Origin of the sequence: Brevibacillus reuszeri, assembly GCF_001187725.1 — a bacterium.
Lineage (GTDB): Bacteria > Bacillota > Bacilli > Brevibacillales > Brevibacillaceae > Brevibacillus > Brevibacillus reuszeri.
Window position 1 is genome coordinate 352,729 of record NZ_LGIQ01000017.1, and the last position, 26,036, is coordinate 378,764.

Consider the following 26,036-nt stretch of genomic DNA (forward strand, 5'->3'; position numbering starts at 1 on the left):
CATGCGTGTGAAGCCTATTCTTTTATCCGATACCAATGCACGTATTGTTCATGATAACCGATTTTTTCATAGAGTCGCAGCGCAGGCAGGTTGTCTTTCATCACCTGCAAATACGAATACTTTGCTCCTTTTTCCTGTCCCCACTGCAACAGATTTAAGACGAGCTGCTCGCCCAGACCTTGATTCCGATACGCTTGATCTGTCACGATATCAAACAGTCCGATATACTCTCGCTCTACTACTCCGAGTCCACATGCTACTACTTTGTTATCCAAATAAAGCGATGCATAACATGCCGTAGGAATAATTTTGGACAGCGTCTTCGTCATCGTCTCTTTTGCCTTTTCGCCCTGGTGGCTTAGTGTACAATAGGCGTCTCTCCACTCCTCTGTGCAATGCTCGTCAAAACGTGCTGTGTGGAGAGACGGCGCTGCCACTTTATCGAGCGATACCGCTTGCATGCTCGTAAACGCTTGGGCAACATACCCCTTTGCCTCTAGTAACTCATCCAGGTCGTGGGGCTCTGCGAACGGTGTCATTTTAAAAATGATGGGAAGCCCCTTTCCCTGATAAAAGGCTTCACAAGCAGCAATTTTACTCTCCAGCTCCTCCGTTGAAGGATACAGGGCACATACAGAGTTTGCTCGTTTGGTATAGCCATCTGCGAATCGCAGCAACCAGCCGTCATATACCATCGTTTCTAATGCTGGCCAGGCGTTCAGTGACAGCTCTTCAAGTTTTGGGTACAAGGTATTTACCTCCACCATTCATAATAATACATAATTATGAATAATTATACACCACTAGGCAATATCTTTCTATTTGCAAACGCATGTACAAAAAGCCGTGGTACGCCCTGCCTTGCCTTTGCAGAACTCCCCACGGCTTTTTCATCTAACGATCTTTTTTCGAAATTACAACCAAGTTGTTTTGTCCTTAGCAGCCACACGATCCGTCTCAGGAGTATCACCATCCGGGTATCCAATAAAGAGCGTGCCGACCACTTTCTTGTTCTCAGGAGAACCGAGGAATTCCAGCAAACGCTCGTCACGAACCAATCCCACGCCTCTTGTCCGCCATACCATTCCCAGTCCCAGCTCCTTGGCAGCGAGCCACATCGAATGAATCGCACAGCATACCGCATATTCATTGTCTTCTGACGAGGCTTCATCGCCCGGAATCACATCTGCTGTTGCCACGATCACCAGCGGTGTTTTTTCCAGCACCTCTAGTGAACTGTTCACAAGATTCGGTTTGGTTGGAAAACGCTCCAGCAAAAAAGCCTTCGCAATGTCCTCAAAGCGTTGTTTTGCTTCTCCTCTGATCACATAAAAATGCCACGGCTGACGCAAGCGGTCATTCGGAGCGAGAACTGCACAATCAAGCAGCGCTTGAATTTTCTCCGTCTCTACTTCTTTCTGAATATAGTTTCGCACAGCTCTGCGATTTTTTAGTAGGTCTTGTACGCTCACTTCTACATCCTCCTCTATGGTCCAAGCAGCTTTCACAAATTTACCATTCATTATATACAAGCCCGTTTGGTTCGTATAGCTCCATGCGGCACGAAAAGGACATTTACATGTGCTACTTGCGTGCGTCATTTCCCATGAATCGCCATGAGGGCTTTATGCTCGTCTTCTTTTTTCACGTATATATCATATTGCGTAAAATCGTTCCTCGGAAAAAAGCCAAAGGTTTGCGAACCGAGTTGATTACTCTCCTGGGAGTAAGTCCTGGTCCGAAACTGCACGCCAGCTGCTCTTAGCTTATGAACGATTTGCAAATATTTTTCATGACCAAATGCTGTGTAAATCAGGCATTTATATTTGGAAAAAAGGGCGTGGAAAAAACTCATTTTCATCCCGCCTCTCGTTTCGTTCGTTGAGAAGGAAAGCTAGTGATTTTGGTGGAAGAGAAAGTGGAAACTTGCTTACATACGCTGAAACATACACATTTCCTCATACAAAAAAAGACTCTTACTAAAAGTCCCTTGGATTTGAATCACAATCGATTTTTAAAGACTTGAACCAATTTATCAAGAAAGTACGCGTCTCGATGACTACTTTAGAGCTATCACCCTTTTGAATATCGAGATATAGGCTGTAGCCATCATCGGATTTGGATTCGATCGGAATCAAATCAATCCATTCGTTAAAATCTTTGACTGCTAAGGTGACACGATCTATTTGTGGCTGGGTTACATCACTTACGATCATTAAAAACTGCCTTTTCAATTATACACCCCATCGTTTTCTCCTTATTATATCACAGTTATGAGGATAAGATAGGATGGGCAATCATCGCTTATTTATATGAGACCAGTCTAAAACATATTTTTATGTTTTGACTGGTCTCTCGTATGCCTATATCGTATCAAAGCTCGATAAGCGGAATTCCATTTGCTGCTACTGGCTCCACTACTTTACCAGCAGAACGAACTAATGTGTAATACTCATAGCAACCAATCACTCCGAAATCCCCATCAATGACTCCAGGATAGGCGCGATTGACAGAATAAACCTGGCTTTGATGGGCTCGCAGTGCTTCGCCTTTTTGCGTCCGATACAGTGTAATATCCACTTTTCCCGTAATCGGTACAGCCGCTTTTGGTCCACGATCAGGGCAGTGGTCATAGTAGTGAGGGATGGACACATAGTACAAATCAGGGTATTCAGCAAGAGTCAGCTGCTGCTCAGCTCGCTCCACTGCGATCGTAGTCGCCTCGCATGTGACGATATGATCAGGATGTCCTGTCACCCCGTCTGGTGGAAAGGTAACGACTACATTTGGCTTCCAATCGATGATCGCTGCCAGTATTTTTGCAATCAGCTCTTCCCGATCCGCATGCACAAGTGAGCCATCCGGGTAACGGAACAAATCAAGCCGATTGATCCCCAGCACTTCTGCTGCTTTGCCCAGCTCCTGCTCACGATGGCGCGCCAGCTTCTCTCGGCAATCGATTTCAAACGGACCCGAACGGCCCTTGCACCCCGAAGTGATGCATAAAAGGCATGTTTGTTGTCCGTGATCCTGACACTTTGCAAGCGTGCCCCCGCACGCAAATGATTCATCATCTGGGTGAGGGAACACGATCATTACTTTTTTCATCTCTGACACCTCATTTACCGTCCACTTGGCTGTCCAAATAAGCCAAGCCTTTCGCAATGACTCCGTAGATTGGAGCGTTTTGCGCATTTTCGATAACGACCTGCGAGGCGTAGCGATTGACCCGCTCTATGACAAGCTCTCGCACTCGCTCGTCGTTTTGCAGGACGCCTCCCTGCAAAATCATCTGGAACTGTTTATTTTTCATCTCCAGCTGATCCATGACGGCTCGAACCGCCAAAAACAGCTCTTCTCCCGCCACTTGCAGGATTGTCTGCGCGACCTGATCGTTGGCATTTGCTGCCTGACTTACAAGTGGCGATAGCTCGGCTACCTTGTCCACCGAGTAATGCGAGCTATAGGTCCAATTGAACAGCTCATCTACACGCGTAAGTCCGACATAGGGAAGAAGCAGTTCTTTGAGGATCGTCTTCTCTCCTCGTCCGTCCGCATCTTTTAAAACTGCCATAATCGCTTGCTTGCCAATCCAGTAGCCGCTGCCTTCGTCTCCAACACGATGACCCCAGCCACCTGCTCGTGCCGTTTGGTGCTTCTCATTTACCCCAAACGCAATCGAGCCTGTTCCCGCTATCACCAATATACCAGGCTTACCACCAGTTGCACCAAGCAATGCGGCAAAGCCATCGTTTTCTACGATCAAATGGCGCACGTTCACGTTTAGCGACTGCAGCACATTTTCCACCATGCCACAAATGACCTGCCGATCATGCACGGTATCCAGTCCAGCAAGACCAAACACCGCACATTCCACTTCCCACTCCACCTGTTCGGTTGTCTGGTGCTGTGACAAAGTGGTTAACCCGTTACGTGCTTTTGCATCCTCCAGTGCCTGTGCGATCGCAGCAATCAGCTCGCGTGATGCCGCTTCCTCTCCAATTCCCTGATAATTACATGAGCCGGAACGTCCCATTCCGACTTCTTGTCTGGATCGGTCCACCAGCACCGCCAGGCACTTGGTGCCCCCTCCGTCCACTGCCAGAAGAGGAATCCGCACCACTGCCATTACCCCACACTCCATTCGGCTGTCATTTGGTCGAGCTTTTGCGAAGCAGCCTTGTAAGACTGCTTCGCCTGTTCCAGCCATGCCGCCTCTTCCTGCAATCCTTTTTGGCGTTCACCAATCATCCGTCTGATCTCATCCGGATTTGGTCCGCCAGGCAGCTTGCGTATCGCTACAAAATGAACCGGGTCCAAAGCGAGCCCCAGCTCTTCTGCTGTAAGCACCAGTTCTCTGCCTATAACAGATTTCGCTATGCGATTCACCAAGGCGAGACTGATTTGATTGGCTGCAAGCCCTGCACCCATCGCTTCTTTCACTACGCCGCTGACGATGTGATGTGCGTTGCGAAACGAGATGCGATCGGTACGCACCAATGTATCTGCCAGCTCTGTTACCGTAGCATAGCTTCCTTTTGCCCGTTCGAGAAGAACGTCCTTGTTTACTTCCATCGTGCCTACCACACACGCCATCAGACGGTACATCTGCTCCAGGACGGACATACTGCGCCATGCGTATGGCTGCATATCATCCTCAGTATCAACGATATCGCCAAATGGTGTATTGTGCATCATCGTCAGGACTGTTGTCGCATTTCCTGCGCAGCTGGACAATAAGGAGCGCATATGCTCAAAGGAAACCGGGTTTCGTTTTTGCGGCATGATCGAGCTGATCTGGACATAGGGGCTTGCCACTTTCAATCCGCCAAACTCCTGTGTGCACCACAGCAGCATGTCTTGTACGGTGCGTCCCAGATTGATCGCTGCCAACTGTACCGCAGTCGCCACCTCTCCCAAATAATCGGCCCCACATACAGCATCATAGGAATTTTCTACCAATTCGTCAAATCCCAGCAATTCTTTCATTCTCTCACGACTGATCGCAAAGCCTGATGTCGTCAAGGCAGCAGCCCCCATCGGGCTTCGATTGCAAGTGTGGTACGCTTGGATCAGACGCTTGATATCACGACTTACCAAATCAGTAGCCGCCATCATGTAATGCGCCATCGTCGTTGGCTGTGCCTGTTGCGTATGAGTATAGCCAATCATGATTGTCTCCGCATGTTCTTGCGCAAAAAGGAGCAAATGCTCTTTCAGATAGAGCGCCGATGCCAGGGTCACAAGCAGTTTTTCACGCAGGACCATGCGGTAAATCGTAATCCCCATGTCATTGCGGCTTCTTGCCAGATGCAGATTGCCCGCTACATCCGGTGCCAGCTCAAGCAAACGGCTCTCTACCTGAAAGAACAAATCTTCAAACTGCCCGGTATACGAAGAGCGGCGCAGTTCATCCAGCTCGATTCCGCTGAGTGCACGAGCTATTCTTTTCGCTTCATCATCTGTGATCAATTCCTGTTCACGTAGCATGATCAGATGCGCCTTGTTGATCGCCATCATCGGTTCCAAGAGATGGCTTTTGGCCTCATTAAATGCGGGCTCCAATACTGCCTCCACATACGTCTTTCCGGGGAAACTAGCCCCCTCTTGCTGAAAAATCCGTTCTCTGTAATCCATTTTTTCGCATCTCCTTCCCTGCCGATTCGTTGGCTACATTTTTTGCGACGAAAGCTCTCACGAAGAATCGGGTGAAGCGACCCGGTAAAAGGGGCCGCCTCACCACTCTACTTGAGAGTTCGTGATCCTTCGATGGACCTCGAATTGCTGCTTTTATTGATGCAGACTAACCATGTTTACAAACATCCGGATTGCGCCTGGCACCAGGGCAGGAATTTCTCGATACCAGACTAGTGAGCTGTAGGTGTAGGTTCCTTTTCCATACTTCGCAGAGAGGAACGTTCCTGTAAACTCATTCTCTCCCGGGTCACCATTGGAGATCAGCTCGATATATTCCTTGCCCCACTCAGCTGGGTTGTAAGCCGAGCGGTCCTGAATCCAGTTGTCCCAATCCTGATCAGTGATTTTATTCGGTGTGTTGAACAGTGGATGATCAGGTGCCAGCATGGTGACTTTGGAGTTTTCATCCGTGACGCGCCACTGAATTAATGGCGTACCGATTTTGATCGGATACGGAGCAAGCTCTGGCTTCCATTTGTCTTCTGGCTTATGATATTGCACGACGAGATTTCCGCCGTTTTCCACGTACTTGAGCAAGCGCGCATTGCTCGGGATCAGCTCTGGACGGAACCCGTATGCACGAATACCCAAAACGATGGTGTTATACTGGCTAAGATCACCTGACTCAATATCTTTGGCAGTCAAATTCGTCACATTGACGCCGACCTGCGACAAGTATTGGTCGATATTGTCAAAGCCGCTGGATACATAACCGACCTTCAGGCCAGCAGGTACCTTGAGATCAAATGCCTGAATCGAAACCGTCGAAGGCTGTACAAAATACGTCGTACCCAGATGCGGATAACGGATGACCTGTGCGCCATGACGACTTTCTTTACCACCACTCGATGCAACTGCCGTGATTGTGTACTGATCCGGCTTGACCGAAGCAGTAGCTTTTACCGTAAAGGCAACAGACTTGGTTTCTCCTTTGGCATCAAAAGCGAGTGGTGCTGCTTTTGGCTCGACCGTCCAGCCTTTGGGCACATCAAGCGAAATGTTTGTTTGTGCTGCGCCCGGATTGTAGTTCTTCACCGTTACCTTTACAGGAATCGGCTCCTCAGGCTTTTGCGTATTCAAAACGGTAGCGCTTGGGCTTGGCACCAGCGAAAAAGATGGAAGGACTGCAATTGCATCTGCTGATACTACGTGGCTATTTGCCGCTTGACCCGACAGGGTGTACGAAACATCAGCCGTAATCACAGGTGCTGCATATGGCTGGAACAAGCTCGCATTGGCTGGAACCGACACATCAAACGTCGTTTGTACCGTCTGGTTGTAGCCCAGCTGCGAAAAGCTGGTAGTGGACAGAGCCTTAGCTTTCCAGCCGTCTGGAACGTTTAATTTCAGCTCGACCTTGCTGACTTTGGATTGCCCTCCGTTGTAGGCGGTTACTGTAACTTTGGTCGTTTGGCCCGCCACCAGCTCAGTCGTCTCCGGCTTCACTTTAGTCACCAGAGAGAGTGCCTCCGCACTTGCCTTGTTCAACTGTGTCTGCTTGATATCGAGACGATGTATCAGGTCAGTTTTGGTTTCGGCAGGCAGTGCTGCTGCTTTCACACTCGCCGTCGTTTTTTGCACATCAGCGAGCATTTCATGTACTTCTTTTGCCACCGTTGCAAACTGCGGGTACGCTGCAATTACTTCGGAAGAATCCTTTTGCAGCTTTTTCAAATCAGCAGCAATTTTTTCTCCGCCAGGCTGTTTTGCAACCTCCTTGGCTAGATCGTCAAAGGTATAAGCGATTCCATCGAAAAAGTCCGTTTCTTTCTTCTTGTTCTCTACTACCGACTGATCCAGCTTGTAGTAGTTGAAGGATGGGCCCTCATCGTAATGACGTCCCATTCCCTGGCTCTTGTGCATGAACCGGGATTCCTCACCCAGCTGCACGTAAGAAGCGCCATAAATCTCATCATAATCCCCGACAGGAACGCTCACCGAGTAGTCGGATTGCTGAGCCGGTAAATACAGCTTTTTCACTTGCCATGGCGTGAGGCCTTCTTTTAGCTGCTCAGGGAAGATGTTTGGATCGGCAGCATCCTTGAAAGCTCTTACGGTAATAACATTAATTGCACGATGATGGCCGTGAGTCGAAGGTTCGTTCAGAAATGCGGGTATCACTACATCAGGTCTAATTGTACGGATCTTGCGAATCAGTCTTTCGTACGCAACTTGCTCTCCCCATTTTTCTAGTGTTTCATCAGGACTCTTGGAAAAGCCGAAGTCAAAAATCGGATCATCGATTTTTTCACTCAGATTCTCCAAATGGATGTTGGTGATCTTGGAAGCCTCCTGCAATTCGCGTGTGCGGATAATTCCTAAGGCATTACCCAGCTCACTGCCGATTTCGTTTTGGCCACCTTCCCCCCTGTTGGCGATGACACTAGACGTGTCCACACCTTTGCCCAGCGATAGATAAGCGAGCATGGCACTGTGCTCGTCATCTGGATGGGCCCCGGTATTCATAGCACTGGCAATCGTAGTCAGCGGTTTAATCGCTTTCCACAGATCGACAACCCCCCGGTCGGCATGGGCAGTCTGGGGTGCTACTGGCATAATCAAGCTGCCTGCTAGCACCGCTGCTGCCGTAATCGTGTACAACTTGGCAAGCTTCCCCTTTTTCAATGAACTCTCCTCCATTCCCCTTTTCCGAGTCTGATCAAAAAGCTGTGTTTCCGTCGCTTTTGAGCATTCTCTTCAGATTGATGTCTATATCAATCATGGCTACTCTAGTAGCTTTTCCTGATGTGCCATGGATCGACCCACGAAAAACATAACGGAGTGGTGAAATAGGTGAATCGCTTACTGCTTTTGACTGATCATGTTGACAAACAGGCGGAATGCACCTGGAACCAGCTGTGGAATTTCTCTGAACCAGGCGAGAGAGCTATAGGTATATGTCCCTTTGCCGTGATGCGCAGTGAGGAAAATCCCTCGAAACTCGGGTTCACCCGGATCACTTGTCGCAATCAGCTCGGCATATTCACTGCCCCAGCGCGAAGGATTGTAAATAGAGCGCTCCTGTACCCAGCCATCCCAGTCCGCTGACGTAATCAGATTGGGCTGGTGAAACATCGGGTGCTCTGGAGCCAGCATGCGTACATCCGATGCTTCATTTGTGACCCGCCAGTCTATCAGCGATTCACCGATAAAAATCGGATACGGAGCAAGCTGCGGTTTCCATTTATCCTCTGGCTTATGGTATTGCACGACGAGATTTCCGCCGTTTTCCACGTATTGCAGCAGTCGTTGATTACTATCGATCAATTCTCTGCGGAATCCATAAGCCCGAATACCGAGGATGATCGTATCGTATCGGGACAAATCACCCGATTGAATCTCGTCTGCATCGAGGTTGATACAATTGACGCCTACCTGGCGCAAATATTTATCAATATTGTCAAAGCCGCTCGATACATAGCCAATCCGTTGATTCTCCGGAATAGCCAGATCAAATGCCTGAACGACCAGCTCTGTTGGAAGAATCAAATAGCTTCTCCCCACATGGGGATACTCGATGACCTGCACATGGCGACCAGGTTCTGTGACACCGTCTGTTCCCATCACTTGCGCCAATATCCGGTATTTTCCATTTTTTACCTTCTGGGTTGTCTTGACCGTAAACGAAATCGTTTTGGTTTCCCCACGGAACGAAAATGGAACATCCACACTGCTTGGCTCGGCTGTCCAGCCATCCGGCAGCTGAAGCGATACCTTTGCAGTCGTTGCACCTGTGCGATACTGCTTCAACGTAACTTTCACCGGAATCGTCTCATTGGTGTGCAGCGTATTAAATACCACCTGATCCGGTGTCAGAGCCAGTGAATAGGGTGGCAATACGGCTACGCAAGTTTCCGGTTCGACACGAAGCGTGCTCGCAGTATCAAAGGCAAAGTACTGGGCCTCCACTTCAAGCGCTGGTGGCTTGTAGGGATGAAACAATCGGGCATCGGTAGGAACCGACACCTCATACACCGTGCAAACCGTCTGGTTATAAGGCAACCTCGGGAAAGTAGTAGGTGTTAGCGGCTTTGCTGTCCAGCCGCGCGGAACACGCAGCCGCAATTGGACATGCTCGATTTCAATCGCTCCACCGTTATAAGCCGTAACCGTGACAGTTGTCGTCTGTCCTGCTACCCACTCGCCAGTCTCCGGCTTGATCTTGACCACAAACGAAAGTGCCTCGGCACTTGCCCGGTTCAACTGTGCTTCTTTAATTCCCAGTCGGTACATGAGATCAATCTTGGTCGTGTTATCGAGAACAGCCGTATGTACCTCTTGCTGTACTGCATGAAGCAATGCTTTCATCCGATGCACACGACTCGCAACCTCTGCGAAGCGCGGGTAAGCGGCGAGGACATCCAGGGCTGCGTCGTGCAGGCGATGGAGGGCTTCTGCCAGCTCTGCTGCCCCCCTCTGCGCTACATCCTCTGCCAGATCCGCAAAGGTCAGTGGCAAACCGGAAAAAAAGTCCCGTTCTTTTTCCTGCGCAGGAACAACCGTGGCATCCAGTCTGTAGTAGTTGTAAGTAGGTCCTTCGTCGTAATGGACCCCCATGCCCTGGGTTTTATGCATGAAGCGCGAGCGCTCGCCCAGCTGAACATAGGAGGATCCGTAGTTTTGATCGTATTCACCGATAGGAACGGCTACATGGTAATCGTCGTTGTCAAGTACTGGCACATACAGCTTCTTGATCTGCCATGGCAACAGCCCACTCTCCTGATGCTGCGGAAATAGGTCAGGGTCTGCAGCCCCCTGAAAGGCCCGTTGGGTCAACAAAGTCATGGCCCGATGATGCCCGTGGGTGGTGGGCTCATTTTCAAAGCAAGCGATTACGACATCAGGACGAAGCTCCCTGATTTTTCGTACCAGTCTCTCGTAGACAACCTCTTCGCCCCACTTGCGGAAGGTTTCCTCTGCGCATTTGGAAAAACCAAAATCATGGATCGGGTCAATCAGCTCTTCGCTTAAAATACCGAGTGTGACATTGCTCATCCGCGATGCTTCTTCCAGCTCTCTTGTACGGATAATGCCTAGAGCAATGCCCTGCTCGCAGCCAATCTCATTTTGTCCACCTTCACCTCTGGTGGCGATAATACTGGAGGTGTACACACCTCGTCCCATCGCGAGATAAGCGAGCATCGCACTGTGTTCATCATCCGGATGAGCACCCGCATTCATCGCGCTGGCTATCGTGGCAAGCGGCTTAATCGCTGTCCACAGATCGAGCAAGCCATATTCTCCATGCCCGGTACGTGCAAACACAGGGATGGGAGGGCACGGCAGCCTGGTTGGCGCCACCCCCGAAACATGTTTGTCGATTGACTCACTGCTTTCCATGAAAAGCTCCTCCTTTATTGCCATGGCGCGTGGTAAAACCGCGACGTGGGTCGGGACGGCTGTCACTATACTGCTGTGCCAGCTTTTTTGGCCGTTACTAAACGGCAGTACCGGCCTTATCCCCCGACAGTTTTCTGGAGATGAACAAGACGATGATGATGACCACGATTTGCAATACGCCATAGGCACACGCGGTACCGAATTCAAAATTATACATGCGTTGGAACACCGCTACGGACAAAGGCGTCGTCCGTGGCGTAAAGATCAGGATGGAGGCAACGAATTCTCCGATACACTGTACGAACGCCAACAGCGTTCCGGCGAGAATCCCCCCCAAAGCCATCGGAAACACAACACGTCTGAAGCTGTACCACCAGGAAGCTCCCAAATTGCGGGCCGCCTCTTCTACCGAAGGGTCCATCTGCATCAGCGTCGCCGATGTAGAACGGAACACCAAAGGAAGGTGGCGGACAAAGTAGGCGAGGGGAATGATCCAGAACGTTCCGATCAATACTTGCCCAAAGCTGAATACGTTTGGCTGGCTAAAGGCTGCGATCAGGTTTACGGCAACTACTGTACCAGGCAAAGCCCAAGGCAGCATGATCAGTACGTCCAAAAGTGTCTTGCCACGGAACTTGAGTCGAACCATCGAGTAGGCGGCAGCTACACCAAACAGAACAATTCCGATGGAGGCAATCGCAGATAGCTGCAAGCTGTTGGCGATCGGGCGCCACGTCTTGCTGTCTGTAAACAAATCGATGTAATGACTCATCGTATATTGAGGTGGCATTATCTGTACCGTCCACGTACCGTCTACCGAAAAGGAAATCAGTACCAGGACGAGAATTGGCAGCATCAGGATGATCGTGCCGATAAACGACAGCACAATCGTGACATAACGCCCAGCTTTACTCTTGATCTCTGTACGGTGTACACTAACCCCTTTGCTGAGGTTCTGGTAATTACGTGCGCCTTGATACCAGCGCATGATCAGCAAAAAGGCTATCGAGACGATGGACAAGATCGTCGATTGTGTTGCCGCCATGTCCAAGTCCCCATTCGTTCGGGAAAGGTAGATTTGCATGGTCATCGTCCGATCGATCCCAAAAATAAGCGGTGCGGTGTAAGAAGCCATCGCGATCATAAACACAAGAAGCGAAGACGCTACAATCGCAGGTGTCAGCATCGGCAGGATGACACGGCGCCAAACCGTGAATCGGTTTGCTCCGAGACTTGCTGCCGCCTCTTCCAGCGAAGGATCAAGTCCTTTGATGGCAGCCGTTGCCGTCATGAAAAAGTACGGATACATCGTAAACGCATGAACCACAACGACTCCCCAAAATCCTTTCAGGGAGAAAGGCACTTGTGCCAGATCAAACAGTTCCTTGAACAATCTCGGGAAGATTCCACTTTCTCCATATAAGAAGGTAAACGAAAGGACCCCAATGAGTGGCGGCAGTGCCATCGGAACAAGTGCCAGGACGGACAAGATTTTTCGTCCGGGGAACTCATAGCGTTCCAGCAAAAACGCCATCGCCACACCGACAATTCCACAACTGATGACACTCAGGATGGAGATGTAGACGCTGGTCCAAAGTGCTTCCAGATTGGCCGTATGCTCCAGACTGAAAAAGCGCGTGTAGTTTTTCCACGTAATTTGTTCTTCGACACTGATACTTGCAAGAAAGGTTTCAAACAATGGATAGATGACATATGCGAGTAAGATCAAAAAGAGCGGCGAAACCAGAACATAGACGAAGGCGGGTGAAGAAGTGATAGACTTCCGTCTGGCTAATGCCGGCACTTGCTGCAAATCTGCTTTCAATAGCTTCTTCCCCCTTATCCTGCGAAATAGATGCTCTCTTTCGGAATATGCAGCCCGATTGAGTCTCCCCGCTGTTTCACTGGTCTGCCGAGATTAATGGACATACTGCGCAGCTGTTCCTGTCCGACCATGGTCGTGTAATTCACGCAAGCTCCTGTAAATTCAGACATCTCCACAGATCCGGATACAACATTGGCTCCCTCTGTCACTGTGCTCTCCTGAACGGATTCAGGTCGGATCGACATCGTAATCGTCTCTCCTTCCGTCAGACGAGCGCGTGGCGAAGCATTTTGTTTCAAGCCGCTCAGCACATGGCCGGATGCGATACGTACCTTGACCTCATCCCCCTCGATTCCAACAACCGTTCCTTCCCACAAATTCGTCTCGCCAATAAAGGAGGCGACAAAACGATTTACAGGGTGATGGTAAATCTCATGCGGGGTGCCTATCTGCTGTACTTCTCCACTTTGCATAACCATGATCCGATCTGACATGGACATGGCTTCCGCCTGATCGTGCGTCACGTAGATGGTAGTAATTCCGAGCTCCAGCTGCAGTCGCTTGATTTCAAAACGGGTTTCCTCACGCAGCTTGGCATCCAGGTTGGATAATGGTTCATCTAGCAGCAGGATTTGCGGTTCAATCACAAGTGCACGGGCCAGCGCCACCCTTTGCTGCTGTCCGCCAGAGAGCTGGTCAATCCGTCTGTCTCCGTAGCCCTCCAGTCGTACGAGCTTCATGATGCGCAGGGCGCGTTCCTTTGTATCTGTCTTGTTGATTTTGCGCACCTGTAGTCCAAATGCGATATTTTCAAACACGGTCATATGCGGGAAAAGAGCATAGTTTTGGAACACCATCCCGGTATTGCGCTTGTGGGGCGGTAATGCCGTAACTTCCTGGCTTCCAAAACGGATTTGTCCTTCTGTCGGAAAGTAAAAGCCCGCGATCATTCGCAAGGTGGTTGTTTTGCCGCAACCGCTTGGCCCCAAAAACGTGAAGAATTCACCTGATTCAATATGAATGTGAACATCCTCGACTCCTTTTGCATTGCCAAACCGTTTGTATACGTGATCAAGTGTTACGCTGCTCATCAGGTTTGCTTTCCTCCTTTGTGGCAAGTCGTGGCCACATGCCCTAGCATTGCACAAGTGACTAGACGGAAAGGAATCATCCTTCCCGTCTAGACGTCATTACTTCTTGCCTTTACCTTTAATGTTTTCATCCCAATGCTGCATCCACTCTTTTTCTTTTGCAGCCATTACATCCCAATTGAGATCCATCGGTTTGAGCTCCAGATTCTTCATGAAGTCCGGCAAATCGTCCTTGCTGATATCGGTACGAGCAGGGAACTGGAAGCGCTCCTTAGCCAGCTGTGAAGCCATTTCCGGGCTCATCAGGAATTCCATGAAGTTTTTCGCTGCATCCATGTTTTTCGCGCCCTTGACGACAGCGATACCGTCTACGAGAATCGGTGCTCCACTCTTTGGATAAATGAAATCATAAGGATGGTTGTTCTTTTTGCCTTGCAACAGGACATCCTGCAGGTTCCACAGGGAGATTACGCCTTCTTGACGATCTAGCTTAAGGTAGAGGTTGGTTGGGTCTTGGGTGTATTCCTTCGTATTGGCATCCAGCTTCAACAGCCAGTCGTAGCCTTTTTCAGGTGTATCCGCACCTTGACGGAAGATCATAGCGGAATAAATGGTACGCATTGTGCCAGACGGCAAAACGTTACGGATCACGATTTTGTCTTTGAATTTCGGATCGAGCAATTCATCCCAATCTTGTGGCGCTTCTTCTGGCTTGAGCACATCCTTGTTGTACATGATGACCTCTGGCAAGAGCATTTCACCATACCAGCGATCTTGCGGGTCTTTGTACAAATCAGGAACCTTGTCAGAGAAGGTAGGCTTGTAAGCTTCCAGCAGTCCTTCATTAGCAGCTGTGCTCAATGCGGACTGTGTACCACCCCACCAGAAGTCAGCTTGCGGGTTGGCTTTTTCTGCACGAACACGCTCCAAAATTTGTTGGGCGCCCATCTCCAGTGTTTCCACCTCGATGTTCGGATACTTCTCCTTGAACTTCGGCAGGACGACTTCAAAAATGTTCTTATCGCGTCCTGTATAAATAACCAGCTTTTGCGGATCGCCAGACGGAGCTGGTGTCGCCGGTTGTGCTGCTGGCTGTGAGCCGGATCCCCCACTATTATTGTTGTCAGCAGGTGCAGCTTGTTGTCCTCCTCCAGAGCACGCAGCCACAGTCAAAGCCAAGGAGCTGGCGAATATACCTTGCATCCATTTTTTTATGCTGTTGGACTTTTTCAAAACTTACTCCCCCTCTTCTTCTCTTCTCACTCTTTGTCAAGCAGTCTTCTGAACGGAAACGCTTCCAAGACACAATGCACTGCGCCAATCAAGCCTGCCCGCTCCCCTAAGCTTGCCTTTTCGAGACTCGGCACCTCTGGCACCCACTCGTTCAGCCAATCGTGAATCCGTTTCACCCCTTCTTCGTCGACGTGGACCATCTCCCCGCTCAGGATTAACAGCTCCGGGTTCAATACACTTACGATGTTTGCCATGCCATACGCCCAATGCCGGTACACATCATCAAGAAGCCGTTGTGCATCAGCGTGATTTTGACGGGCAAGGCGAATGAGCTCTTCTATGACACTCGACCCTTCCTGAAGGTCGGAGAGAAATCCCTTTGCTTGCTGCAAAATTCCCGAGGTAGAGTAATTTGTCTCGAAAACACCAGATGCGCCATTCGGGCGGTTATGTACAGGACCAATCATCATAAAGCCGATCTCACCTGCTGCTTCGTGGCTCCCTCGGTAAAATTGTCCATCCAAAATGATTCCCGCGCCAATCCCTGTACCCACATACATGTAGACGACATTGGAATGACCGACTCCTGCTCCGCGGACGTATTCGCCCAGTGTCATCATATTCACATCGTTATCGATGATGACAGGCAGTCCGAGACGCTCCTCGATGTTCTGCTGGATCGGCGAACCCATCCAGCCCGTGCTGGGTGAAAAACTGACGGTACCACTCCCGCGTTGGGTAACCCCTTGCAAGCCGACGCCCACACCGAGCAGTCTGTCTCGCTTGATACCGCTTTCTTCCAGCAATTGCGCAAGACCTGCTGCCAAATCCTCAATGACGGTCTCTCCATTGGAGGGAAGAGCCAGCCGCTTTCGGTAGCGTGCCAAAAACTCGCCTTTCAGATCAGCAATCGCCATATCCAGTGTGGAACCCTCGAAAATCACTCCTGCAATCGCATACGCCTGGTAATTGTATTCCAAGAGAATCGGCTTACGCCCGCCTTTGGAATCTCCCATCCCTACTTCATGGAGCAGACCTTCCTGAATCATCTCATCTACCAGCGCAGAAACACATGGACGACTGAGCATTGTCTCCTTGGAAATATCGGCGCGGGAAATCTGACCGTGCTGTATAACCTGCTGCAAAACCTCTCCCTTGTTCAGCTTCTTCACCAGTTTGCTGTTGCCTGTTTTTCTGGGAACACGCACGCCTCGCCAATCACCACCATAGAGTTAGTTAACTTTACTAACAAAGATTACCCAAATTATACCTGCCCAATTTCGAATAGTCAAACAATTTTGCGCAAAAAAAGCGAATCCCCTTAAATAGGAATTCGCTTTTTATCCCCTACTCTTCACGTACCGTTTGCCATACATCCTTTACCAGCTCAATAAACGTTTGAATCGCTGCCTCATTCTTTCGCCGATCCAGGCACACAAGTGAGGTTTCCGCTTTTTTGGAGAACCGATAGAGCTCTGACAATTCTCCCGTCCGCAACTCCCTCGCAACCAAGGCCGTACTGAGCAGTGCTACTCCCGTTTCGTTCAAAACAGCCCGCTTGATCGTTTCTTCACTGCTGCATTTGATTACAGATGGCGGCACATACGCGATTTCCAGCAAGCATTGGGTAATGAATCCATCGAGATTGCACCCCTCCTGATAGGAAAGAAAGGGGTAAGCAGCGAGAGCCTCCTCCATCGTGCGCCCTTTGATGATGTCCGGTGAGGCGACAAGGGCAAATTCTTCAAGATCGACAATCGTAGAAAAAATTTCGGGCTGTGAGCTGGCCCCAGCAATAATGCCAATATCCGCTTCATGAGCATGAATCTTTTTCAATGCTTCCTGACTCGTACACGAAATAACCTGCAAATTAACCTGCGGGTGAGTCTCGACGTACGCCTTGAGCATTTGCGGCATGTATTGTGTGCAGTAAAACTCGGGTGCAGCCACAACGAGTGGTCCTACAGGCAAGTGCAGGCTGTTGAGCCCTTCTTCCATGTGCTGCAGCACCAGAAACAATTGATCCGTATACTGCTTGACCGTTTTTCCTGCAGGCGTCAAAAAGGTTCGCTTTCCTACCCGATTTAATAAGGGATGTCCAAGCTCGCGTTCCAATGCCTGAATCTGCAAGGTAATGGTTGGCTGGCTGTACCCCAACAGCTCGGCTGCCTTGGTCAAATTCAGATGCTCAGCAGCTACCTGAAACGTTTTTAAATTGCGCAATTCCATATTGGTTCCACTCCCCCCTTCCCATGCATCCGTTTCTTGTACCTATAGAGAGAAGTTTAGCCGAAGAATGGACTTTTGATCAACCGATGCGTTGTCTGATTATCAGCCTGAGTGAATTTACCATTTTTTTCAAGAAAAAAGAAAGGAGGCCACTCGCACATGCGCCGCCCCCTCCTCACTCTTCTTAACGCTCTGAATATCGGCTCACGATGCCAGCCAGCTTCGCTGCATCCACATTGCTGCCACTGACGATGGTCAGCACCTTTTTCCCCTGGAGGTCAGGTACCGTTCCCTGTAGCAATGCGGCAATTCCTACTGCCCCGGAGCCTTCTACCATGAGGTGATGCTCTTTTGCCAGCCAGTACATGGCCTCTGCAACATGCTCTTCTTCTACGAGTACAATATCGTCCACGATCTCAAGCGCCAAATCCAGATTTCCCTGGGTAATTCCACCGTGCAGACCATCTGCAAGTGAATCGCTGTACTCCACATCAGCCAGTCGTTTTTCACGGAAAGAATAATACCACGGTGGAGAAGCGTGGGTCTGTATGCCAATAACTTTTACATCCGGCTTGATCGCCTTAGCCGCCAGAGCTACCCCGCAAATTAGCCCACCACCACCTGCTGGTACGAGAATCACGTCAAAATCCGGTTCTTCCAGAAGCGCCTCCAGTCCTGCGGTTCCTTGTCCGGCAATAATCTCATTATCTTCAAAGGCGTGAACAAACGTCCTGCCCGTCTCCTCTGCCAGCTTGTAGGCGTAGCTTTCCGCCTCGTCATAGCTGTCGCCATGAACAACCAGCTCAGCCCCATAGCGCTTGATACCTGCTTTTTTCGTCTCTGGCGCTGTTTTCGGCACGACAATCAGCGCAGAAATCCCTTTTAGCGAGGCCGCATAAGCAACCCCTTGGGCATGGTTGCCAGCAGAAGCGGTGATTACTCCCCGCGCGAGCTCTTCCTCTCGGAGCGAAGCGATTTTATTCAGTGCTCCTCTCGCCTTGAAAGACCCGGTTTTTTGATGGCACTCCAGCTTCATCCACACATCCGCACCAGACAAGCCGGACAGTACCGCTGATTGAATCAGGGGTGTCTGGATGACTTGTCCTCTCAAATGTTTGTGTGCTTTGACAATATCGAGAAAAGATACAGTTAGCATATAGACTTCCTCCTTATTTCGAAAAACTGGCTGCTACGCCATGCTTTTTGGCAGGCTCACGCTCGTCTTTCTTTTCAGTCAAAATCCTTGACCAATTGAATAAACAGCTCGACCCCTGTAGGGATCACATCCTCGTCGATATCAAATCGGGGATGATGATGCGGGAAAGAGCTTTTTTCTCCACCCATCCCGATAAACACAAAGGAACCGGGCTTCTTCTCCAGATAATAGGAAAAGTCTTCTCCCCCCATAACTGGCTCCACATAAGACAGCACTTCTGCACCAAAATGCTCGGTGACGACACCTGCGACGTACTCGCTCATCCCTTTGTCATTTACGACTGGCGGCGTGCCCCAGTCCACGATGACCTCACCTATTGCTCCCCAAGCGCTGCATAAAGCCTCGATCGTCTGCTTCAGCTCGGTAGCCAGCAGTCGCCTCGTCTTTTCCGATTGCGCCCGGATCGTTCCGTACAGAATCGCTTGATTCGGGATGATATTGTAGGTAGTTCCAGACTCCATCCGGCAAATTGAAATCACCGCTGGCTCTATCGGATTCACCCGCCGTGACACGACGCCCTGGACTGCCGCAATGACCTGACTCGCTACATAGATCGGGTCAATCGTCTCATGCGGCATGGAGCCATGTCCACCATGTCCCGTAATGACGATGCGCAAGTCATCCGAGGAAGCCATCATCGCTCCAGTGCTAATCCCGATTTTGCCTTTCTCAAGCGGCTGCCAGAGATGAAGTCCAAATACAGCGTCTACGTTGTCCATCACACCTTGACGTACGAGCGCTTCCGCACCGCTCGGAAGCATCTCCTCCGATGACTGGAAGAGAAACAGCACATTGGGACGTACCTCGCCCCTGTTCTCTGAGAGCCACTTCGCTGTCGCAAGCAGGATGGCCGTGTGTCCGTCATGCCCACATACATGCGCGACCCCCGGATTTTTGGAAAGATACGATTTCAATCCTTCTTCGTTCACAGGCAATGCATCGATATCGGCACGTAGTGCAATCGTCTTGCTTCCATCCGTTCCACGCAAAAAGCCGACGACGCTGGGAGGCTCACATGGCATCAGTTCGATTTGCCACTCTTGCAGCCATTTTCGAATATAAGCAGCCGTCTGATACTCTTCCCCAGACAGCTCCGGGTATTGATGCAAAAAACGCCGCTCGTTCACCGTCCATTGGGCGAGAGTCGAGGTACAAAGTGTCATGGCCTACACTCCTTTTTGTCAAAATGGTCCATAGCCGATCAACTTACAGCGGCAACTCCGTACTGTATCAATAAAAATCTCAGATATTCCATCTCCAAACTGGTAGGCGAGCACAGCAGTCTGGAGCAATATCATTTTTGTTCAGAATATTCATTCAATTACGAATGCCAAAAGACGACTCCGGAAGCTTCAACCAAGCTGGTGTGCACACTGCTCACCAGACCAGAGGCTCTACAGGTGTAGAATCAATGAATGTGATGACCGGGAGCAGAGCCTCCCTCACAAATGAAGGAGACTCTGGCTGCCCATAAGCCTATTGCGTTACTTTTTTGTAGCGAGGAACTCAGAAACCTTTTCCAAGCCAGCCTTCAGTACCTCTGTAGAGCAGGCGTAACCGATCCGCACCCAGCCCTCCATGTCAAAGCAGCTACCCGGTGTCAAAAACGCGCCGGTTGAGCGGAACAAATCGATGCAAAATGCTTCTGATGGGATGTCCAACTCGTATTTCAGCATCGCGGTTGTTCCTGCCTGTGGCTTCACATATGAAACCAATGGCTCACTTGCTACCCAGTCATCCAGAATCTGAAGATTATCGCGGACGATTTTCAGGTTGCGCTCCATGATCTTGTCACGATTTTTCAGAGCGTGCACAGCCAGCATATCATCCAGCATTCCGCAGCTGATTGTCGTGTAGTCGCGGTGCTGGAAGCAGTTCTTGATGACGTCTACTGGTGCTGCGATCCAGCCCAATCGAATGCCTGCAAGCGAAAACACCTTGGACATGCTGCTGGTTGAAATTCCTTTTTCGTACAGATCCACAATGGAAGGAATCGTGATCTCTGGGTCTTGGTGCAGATTGCGATAAACCTCGTCACATAGCAGATACGCATCCACAGAACGGGCGATTTCTACGATTTCGCGGAGAATCGCTTCGTCCATCAACGCACCAGACGGATTGTTCGGGTTGTTAATGCAAATCAGCTTGGTCTTGTCCGTAACGAGCGAGCGCAGCTCGTCGAGGTCTGGTAAAAACTGATTCTCTGGAAGCAATCTGAGCAGCTTCACCTGTGCCCCGAACGATTCAGGAACGGAATAGATCTGCTGATACGTCGGATGAACCGTGATTACCTCGTCACCTGGCTGCACGAGCGAGAACAGGGTCAGAAAATTGGCCCCAATCGCACCGTTCATAGCCAAAATGTTTTCCGGCTTCATCGTCTTGTACATACCGGCAACCAGGCTGCGGAATTCCGGCGAGCCTTCGATATGACCATACGTCAGCTTCTGTGCTGCCATTTCTTTGAAAAAGTCCTCCGGCTCAGCCGATAGACGAATCAGCTCCTCGACTGTCAGGGAGTCTACACATGTCTCGGCAATATTGTAGACAGCCTCCAGCTCGTATTCGTTCATCCATTCTTCTACCTTAAAAGGGGCAATTCTCATCGCGCGCTCTCTCCTTTTCTCGTTCTTATCCTTTTATAGATCAACAATGGTGCCAACACCACGTTTGTCTGCTGCTTTCAAAATATGGGTAGCCGTCAGCAAGTCTTGAATAGCAATCCCTGTACTGTCAAAGATCGTGATTTCCTCCGCAGTTTTTCTGCCAGTGGCACGACCCAGGATGACGTTGCCGATTTCTGCCTCGATGTCGGCTTCCGTGATGACTCCTTTTTTGATCGGAACCTCTGTTTCGCCTACACGTACAGCCTGCCCGACATCGTCCACAAAGACACGACCAGTCGCAAATAGACGCTCATCAATCTCTTGTTTTCCTTCCATATCCGCTCCGATGCAGGTAATATGTGTGCCTGGTTTCACCCACTCCTTTTGAATCATCGGGGCGCGGGAAGGGGTAGCTGTAATGATAATATCGGCTTGTCTGACGGCATCCTCGATGTTTTCCACCGCAATAAATTCCACATCGCAGCGGCTAGCGTAACACTCGTATTCATCCCCTGTATATTTCGAGACAAACTTGGTGAGCAGCTTGTCTTTGATTTTCGCTGTAAAGCTCTGTGCTTTTTCTGCTGATTTCGGGTGGCAAATATAGACCCGCTTGATATTTTCCATGGTCATCAGGGTCGCCATGATCTGAAAAGGTGCCTGATGCCCCGTACCGACAATGAGGAGGTTTTCTGATTCTGGACGCGCCAAATATTTAGCACCAATCCCTCCGGCTGCTCCCGTACGCATGCAGGTAATGTGCTCTCCACTTAAAATCCCGAGAGGAACACCTGTCTGGCTGTCCAAAACCATCACGGTCCCAACCAGCTGCGGCAACCCTTTTTCTGCGTTGTCTCCAAACCATGAAACGAGCTTGAGTCCAAACACATCGGCTGCTGGCAAATGGCCCGATTTAATATCCATATCAGCCCGGCCCTCTACAAATTCATGAAAGATGAGCGGGAACAATGTCGCCTGTTGGTCTGACTTCATTTGATAAGCCTGCTCTACCACTTCGATGACGCTGGCCATATCCAGCACCTCTTCGGTAGTTTCCTGATTGATTACGCGAAATGGAAACATATGTCTCTCTCCTCTCCTCGATTTCCTTCACACTAACACAGTTTTCTTTCCCTAAAAAATTGAAAGTTCCAATAGTTAGTATTGAGAAATGCAAAACCTGAAATCACGCGCAAAATAGCAGGCTTTTCCCGAAAAAGCATTGATCTTCCCTATCCGGTTTGTTACTATTTTCCTAAAAAAAGAAACTGTTTTTCATAATACGAAACGGGTAATATACCTCCCCGACTGATGAGAATATCGGTTGCCAGATGTATAAAAAGATCCGAGTATCAATAATTATTTAAAAATTCCCACATCATCAAAAAGAAAAGGTGGAGATCTCATTGTTACAAGGAAAAGTGGCTTTGATCACAGGGGCTGCAACAGGAATCGGACGTGCGACCGCTCTGCGCTTGGCCAAAGAAGGCGTACATATCACGATTAATTATTCCAAATCGGAGCAAGAGGCGCGTGAAACGCAAAAAGAGGTAGAAGCTCTCGGGGTGAAAAGTCTATTATACAAAGCGGATGTAGCGGATGATGAGGCTGTACGTCTCATGGTAAAAGAAACGATCCAAGCATTCGGGCGTCTAGACATCCTGATCAATAATGCAGGGATCACGAATTTTGTTGACCATCGCGATTTGGAGGGCTTGAAGGATGAGTATTGGGACCGGGCCATGGATGTCAATGTAAAGGGCGTGTTCCATTGCTGTCGTGCAACGGCTGACGAGCTGAGAAAGCAACAGGGCTGCATCATCAACATCACGTCGATTGCAGGCATGACGGGACTTGGTAGCTCTATCGCTTATGCCGCTTCCAAGGCAGCAGCCATCAGTGTAACAAAATCGTTGGCGAGAGTCATGGCACCGGAAGTGCGCGTAAACTGCGTCTCGCCCGGAGTCGTACAAACCCGCTGGGTAGAAGGCCAGGACGAGCATGTTCAGCGTCTTGCTGCCGGAACACCGATGGGGCGGGTCGCTTCACCCGAGGATGTCTCTGAGGTCATCTACTCCTTGCTCGCTCACTCCCGATTTGTAACCGGACAGAACGTGGTTGTCGATGGTGGCATGTTCATCTAGCTTGCGCATAGAAAAAAAACGTCTAAAAGCAGTGTACACATGGCCTGATGGTTGTGTACACTGCTTTTTTCTACGTCCGGTATCCCAATCGCCCTGAAATCTTATTGGCAATGTCCATGATATGCTCCTGCAATTCTGCAAGCCGCTCTGTCGTCATTCTCATCGTCGGTCCGGAAATGCTCACTGCGGCAACGACCTTGCCCGTATGCTCAAAGATCGGAGCTGCAATACAGGAAATCCCCAGCTCATTCTCTTCCAGATCATACGCAAACCCCTTGCGCTTGATTTCCTGAAGATTCTCAAGCAACTCGTTTTTATCTACAATCGTATTGATCGTATACGCCTCCATCGGCTGGCGATCAATGATTTTGGCTACTTCCGCCGACGGCAAATATGCCATGATGACTTTTCCGAAACCTGTGCAATGCATGGGTGCTCTCGTCCCCACCTTGGAATGCATGCGAAGCGTTTCATTGCCTTCCAGCTTTTCGATATAGACAACCTCGCCACGATCATAGACTACGAGATGAATCACCTCATTTGTAACATTGCCCAATTCTTTTAAAAACGGCTTTGCTTCTGTTCGCAGGTCGATTGATTCTAGCAGTGCCGAACTCAATTCGAGTACTTTATAGCCTAATTTATATTTTTCTGCATCCTGCTCTACATAGCCATGCCGAACAAATGTAGACAACATGCGGTATACCGAGGTTTTGTTCAACCCGATCTCTTTGGATATTTCTGTTACGCCGTATCCTCCCCGACGCGAGCCTAATACTTCGAATATTTGCAAGGCCCGATCAAGAGATTTAACCAAGTTATCACTCGACATAGTGGAGACACCCCAAATCTAGTAGTAAGAAAACCTCTATCGAGGCTTCCCCAAGCGGAGCGACCGCGTTTAGCTGGGGAAATTAAAAAACACAATCGGGCAAGAGTCTTTCGCTTCTGGCAAATACGAGGTAGCTTACGAGATTTTTGGCAACCTCATCTCGAATGATCAGTTTGAGGATTTCCTGACGGTTCCTGGCTATGCCTATTTGAATTAATCAAGCTTTTTTCCATACAAAAACCTCCATTCTCTTCTTCGGAATGGAGGTTTTTTCTAGGTACCGCCGATTCTTGCCGAAATCGTCGACGCCTTTTCCTTTACTTTTTCAATGAATAGCGACAATCGCTCATCCTGGACCCGAAAGCTGGGAGCATTGATTGAAATCGCGCCCACAAGCTGATTTCCGTACCCGATTATGGGAGCAGCGACAGCCATCGTGCCTTCCGTCTTTTCCGCATAACTGACAGCATAGCCGTTTTGCTTCGCCAGCGTCAACTGCTCGACGAAGGACTGCTGCTGAGCCGGTGGCAGCTGGGCACTCACGACTCTCGTAATCTCTGTCGTCTTCCAATGCGCGAGAATCATTTTACTGGGGGCACCGATTGTGAGAGGAATCCGTTCCCCCAAATTCTCGTCAATGCGGATTTTCAATGGACTTTCTACTTTTTCAATCGGAATTGAATCGTTTCCTGCTGGTATGTTGAGAAAGATACTCTCTTCTACCTCTACTGCCAGCTCCTCCATGTAAGGCCTCGCCACGGAGCGCAAGTTCAGCTTCTCATGCAGCAGGAATCCGATTTCCATCCATGTATACCCTGCCTTGTAATGCTTCGTGACGGGTTCCTGCTCGACCAATCCGTAGTGGATCATCGATTCGAGAAAACGGTGGAGCGTACTGATGGGCAGGCCGGTTGCGTCAACTAGCTCCGATATGGGCCAAGCAGGTTTCTCGTCTGAAATCAGTACCCGAATGATTTTCATCGTCCGCTCGATAGATTGAACCATAGTCTCCCGCCTCTACAAAAATGCTTTACGCAGACACGCTGCTATCATTTGCCGTCTGCTTTTTTGTCTTTTTCCCATTGGACAGCTTGCCTTCCAGTCTATTCACAAAGTAGGTGAAGATCATGATCAGGATCAAGTAATATAGACCAACGACCATGTATGTGTCCAATTGACGATAGTTGGACGCCGCTTCGCTAAGCGCTGTCCCCCACAAATCCTGCATCCCTACATAGGCTACGAGCGAAGAGTCCTTGAGTCCGATAATAAACTGGTTGCCCAAGGCAGGAATCGCTCGGCGAAATGCTTGCGGCAGAACAATTCGGCGCATCGCCAGCGGATAGGACATCCCCAAGGAACGAGAGGCCTCCATCTGCCCACGATCAATCGATTGGATCGCCCCGCGGAAAATTTCTGCAATATAGGCTCCGTTGTGAACCGCGAGTGCCAGTGCCCCTGCCCAAAAATTAGAGAGTGTGATCAGGTTGGCAATCCCGAAATACAATATCGCAATTTGTACGATCAAAGGGGTTCCGCGAATGACCGTAATGTATGTGTGTGCGAAGTAGTTTAATGGCTTGGAGCTTGAGATACGGAAAAAGGCAATGATCAGACCAACGATACAGCCAAGCACGAGGGCAACTGCCGTCAGCTGGAGCGTGAGCCACGCCGCTTTTAGAAAAAGAGGATAGCTGGATACTAAAATATCAACCACGTAAGATCACTCCTCGCATGAAGTAAAACAACCACTATACCTCTATCGAGGCCTGCTCAGGGGTGAGCGACCGCGTCTGCTGGAAAAAGGGGGGCGTCCTGTCCGG

21 protein-coding genes are annotated in these 26,036 nt (G+C 49.7%); 1 reads left to right on the forward strand and 20 read right to left on the reverse strand.

What is annotated here, in order from left to right; all coding sequences use genetic code 11:
* Positions 1-14: 14 nt before the first annotated feature.
* The 17 genes from ADS79_RS33115 to ADS79_RS33200 all read right to left on the reverse strand — a co-directional run bounded on the left by ADS79_RS33115 (position 15) and on the right by ADS79_RS33200 (position 22,320).
* Positions 15-749, reverse strand: coding sequence for a GNAT family N-acetyltransferase (locus ADS79_RS33115; protein WP_236700184.1), 735 nt, complete (start codon positions 747-749; stop codon positions 15-17).
* Positions 750-914: 165 nt separating this feature from the next.
* A complete protein-coding gene (locus ADS79_RS33120; RefSeq protein WP_049742743.1) occupies positions 915-1,472 on the reverse strand; it encodes a nitroreductase family protein in 558 nt (185 codons plus the stop codon).
* A gap of 125 nt (positions 1,473-1,597) precedes the next feature.
* On the reverse strand, positions 1,598-1,855 hold the full coding sequence (locus ADS79_RS33125) for a hypothetical protein (RefSeq protein ID WP_049742744.1): 258 nt from the start codon (positions 1,853-1,855) through the stop codon (positions 1,598-1,600).
* Positions 1,856-2,373: 518 nt separating this feature from the next.
* Positions 2,374-3,108 carry a PIG-L deacetylase family protein gene (locus ADS79_RS33135; protein WP_049742746.1) on the reverse strand — a complete coding sequence of 245 codons (735 nt, stop codon included), beginning with the start codon at positions 3,106-3,108 and terminating at the stop codon, positions 2,374-2,376.
* A 10-nt stretch (positions 3,109-3,118) separates the two neighbouring features.
* Complete coding sequence (locus ADS79_RS33140; protein WP_049742747.1) at positions 3,119-4,129, reverse strand: N-acetylglucosamine kinase; 1,011 nt, start codon at positions 4,127-4,129, stop codon at positions 3,119-3,121.
* A complete protein-coding gene (gene argH / locus ADS79_RS33145; protein WP_049742748.1) occupies positions 4,129-5,637 on the reverse strand; it encodes an argininosuccinate lyase in 1,509 nt (502 codons plus the stop codon). Before argH ends, ADS79_RS33140 begins: the two co-directional genes overlap by 1 nt.
* A gap of 153 nt (positions 5,638-5,790) precedes the next feature.
* On the reverse strand, positions 5,791-8,322 hold the full coding sequence (locus ADS79_RS33150) for an NEW3 domain-containing protein (RefSeq protein WP_084766168.1): 2,532 nt from the start codon (positions 8,320-8,322) through the stop codon (positions 5,791-5,793).
* Between the two features lie 177 nt (positions 8,323-8,499).
* Positions 8,500-11,037, reverse strand: coding sequence for an NEW3 domain-containing protein (locus ADS79_RS33155; RefSeq protein WP_049742750.1), 2,538 nt, complete (start codon positions 11,035-11,037; stop codon positions 8,500-8,502).
* Positions 11,038-11,134: 97 nt separating this feature from the next.
* Positions 11,135-12,862, reverse strand: a complete 1,728-nt coding sequence (locus ADS79_RS33160; protein ID WP_049742751.1) for an ABC transporter permease — start codon at positions 12,860-12,862, stop codon at positions 11,135-11,137.
* A 14-nt stretch (positions 12,863-12,876) separates the two neighbouring features.
* Entirely contained in the window at positions 12,877-13,953 is a 1,077-nt protein-coding gene (locus ADS79_RS33165) for an ABC transporter ATP-binding protein (protein WP_049742752.1), read from the reverse strand.
* Between the two features lie 99 nt (positions 13,954-14,052).
* Entirely contained in the window at positions 14,053-15,156 is a 1,104-nt protein-coding gene (locus tag ADS79_RS33170) for an extracellular solute-binding protein (protein ID WP_409362419.1), read from the reverse strand.
* Between the two features lie 56 nt (positions 15,157-15,212).
* The gene (locus ADS79_RS33175; protein WP_049742754.1) at positions 15,213-16,394 is read right to left on the reverse strand and encodes an ROK family protein; all 1,182 of its coding nucleotides are present in this window, start codon (positions 16,392-16,394) and stop codon (positions 15,213-15,215) included.
* A 139-nt stretch (positions 16,395-16,533) separates the two neighbouring features.
* On the reverse strand, positions 16,534-17,415 hold the full coding sequence (locus tag ADS79_RS33180) for a LysR family transcriptional regulator (protein ID WP_049742755.1): 882 nt from the start codon (positions 17,413-17,415) through the stop codon (positions 16,534-16,536).
* Between the two features lie 184 nt (positions 17,416-17,599).
* Positions 17,600-18,571, reverse strand: coding sequence for a threonine ammonia-lyase (locus ADS79_RS33185; RefSeq protein ID WP_049742756.1), 972 nt, complete (start codon positions 18,569-18,571; stop codon positions 17,600-17,602).
* 74 nt (positions 18,572-18,645) lie between these two features.
* Positions 18,646-19,794 carry a M20 metallopeptidase family protein gene (locus tag ADS79_RS33190; protein ID WP_049742757.1) on the reverse strand — a complete coding sequence of 383 codons (1,149 nt, stop codon included), beginning with the start codon at positions 19,792-19,794 and terminating at the stop codon, positions 18,646-18,648.
* Positions 19,795-20,115: 321 nt separating this feature from the next.
* A complete protein-coding gene (locus tag ADS79_RS33195) occupies positions 20,116-21,237 on the reverse strand; it encodes an aminotransferase (protein ID WP_049742758.1) in 1,122 nt (373 codons plus the stop codon).
* Between the two features lie 33 nt (positions 21,238-21,270).
* Positions 21,271-22,320 carry an ornithine cyclodeaminase family protein gene (locus ADS79_RS33200; RefSeq protein ID WP_049742759.1) on the reverse strand — a complete coding sequence of 350 codons (1,050 nt, stop codon included), beginning with the start codon at positions 22,318-22,320 and terminating at the stop codon, positions 21,271-21,273.
* Positions 22,321-22,643: 323 nt separating this feature from the next.
* Here ADS79_RS33200 and ADS79_RS33205 point away from each other — a divergent pair, with 323 nt between their 5' ends.
* Positions 22,644-23,381: an SDR family NAD(P)-dependent oxidoreductase gene (locus ADS79_RS33205; RefSeq protein WP_049742760.1), complete on the forward strand. Its 738-nt coding sequence runs from the start codon at positions 22,644-22,646 to the stop codon at positions 23,379-23,381.
* A gap of 70 nt (positions 23,382-23,451) precedes the next feature.
* Here ADS79_RS33205 and ADS79_RS33210 read toward each other — a convergent pair whose 3' ends face one another.
* From ADS79_RS33210 to ADS79_RS33220, 3 genes are all read right to left on the reverse strand, one after another.
* A complete protein-coding gene (locus ADS79_RS33210) occupies positions 23,452-24,213 on the reverse strand; it encodes an IclR family transcriptional regulator (protein WP_049742761.1) in 762 nt (253 codons plus the stop codon).
* Positions 24,214-24,486: 273 nt separating this feature from the next.
* Positions 24,487-25,218, reverse strand: a complete 732-nt coding sequence (locus ADS79_RS33215) for an IclR family transcriptional regulator (RefSeq protein WP_049742762.1) — start codon at positions 25,216-25,218, stop codon at positions 24,487-24,489.
* Positions 25,219-25,243: 25 nt separating this feature from the next.
* Entirely contained in the window at positions 25,244-25,930 is a 687-nt protein-coding gene (locus ADS79_RS33220; RefSeq protein ID WP_049742763.1) for an amino acid ABC transporter permease, read from the reverse strand.
* Positions 25,931-26,036: the final 106 nt, after the last annotated feature.

What these genes read in the sequence shown, in the direction of transcription:
- ADS79_RS33215 (WP_049742762.1), bottom strand. Translation starts at nt 25,218, where the DNA reads ATGGTTCAATCTATCGAGCGGACGATGAAAATCATTCGGGTACTGATT.
- ADS79_RS33180 (WP_049742755.1), bottom strand. Translation starts at nt 17,415, where the DNA reads ATGGAATTGCGCAATTTAAAAACGTTTCAGGTAGCTGCTGAGCATCTG.
- ADS79_RS33190 (WP_049742757.1), bottom strand. Translation starts at nt 19,794, where the DNA reads ATGACACTTTGTACCTCGACTCTCGCCCAATGGACGGTGAACGAGCGG.
- ADS79_RS33210 (WP_049742761.1), bottom strand. Translation starts at nt 24,213, where the DNA reads ATGTCGAGTGATAACTTGGTTAAATCTCTTGATCGGGCCTTGCAAATA.
- argH (WP_049742748.1), bottom strand. Translation starts at nt 5,637, where the DNA reads ATGGATTACAGAGAACGGATTTTTCAGCAAGAGGGGGCTAGTTTCCCC.
- ADS79_RS33165 (WP_049742752.1), bottom strand. Translation starts at nt 13,953, where the DNA reads ATGAGCAGCGTAACACTTGATCACGTATACAAACGGTTTGGCAATGCA.
- ADS79_RS33135 (WP_049742746.1), bottom strand. Translation starts at nt 3,108, where the DNA reads ATGAAAAAAGTAATGATCGTGTTCCCTCACCCAGATGATGAATCATTT.
- ADS79_RS33125 (WP_049742744.1), bottom strand. Translation starts at nt 1,855, where the DNA reads ATGAGTTTTTTCCACGCCCTTTTTTCCAAATATAAATGCCTGATTTAC.
- ADS79_RS33195 (WP_049742758.1), bottom strand. Translation starts at nt 21,237, where the DNA reads ATGAGAATTGCCCCTTTTAAGGTAGAAGAATGGATGAACGAATACGAG.
- ADS79_RS33140 (WP_049742747.1), bottom strand. Translation starts at nt 4,129, where the DNA reads ATGGCAGTGGTGCGGATTCCTCTTCTGGCAGTGGACGGAGGGGGCACC.
- ADS79_RS33170 (WP_409362419.1), bottom strand. Translation starts at nt 15,156, where the DNA reads ATGCAAGGTATATTCGCCAGCTCCTTGGCTTTGACTGTGGCTGCGTGC.
- ADS79_RS33185 (WP_049742756.1), bottom strand. Translation starts at nt 18,571, where the DNA reads ATGCTAACTGTATCTTTTCTCGATATTGTCAAAGCACACAAACATTTG.
- ADS79_RS33155 (WP_049742750.1), bottom strand. Translation starts at nt 11,037, where the DNA reads ATGGAAAGCAGTGAGTCAATCGACAAACATGTTTCGGGGGTGGCGCCA.
- ADS79_RS33200 (WP_049742759.1), bottom strand. Translation starts at nt 22,320, where the DNA reads ATGTTTCCATTTCGCGTAATCAATCAGGAAACTACCGAAGAGGTGCTG.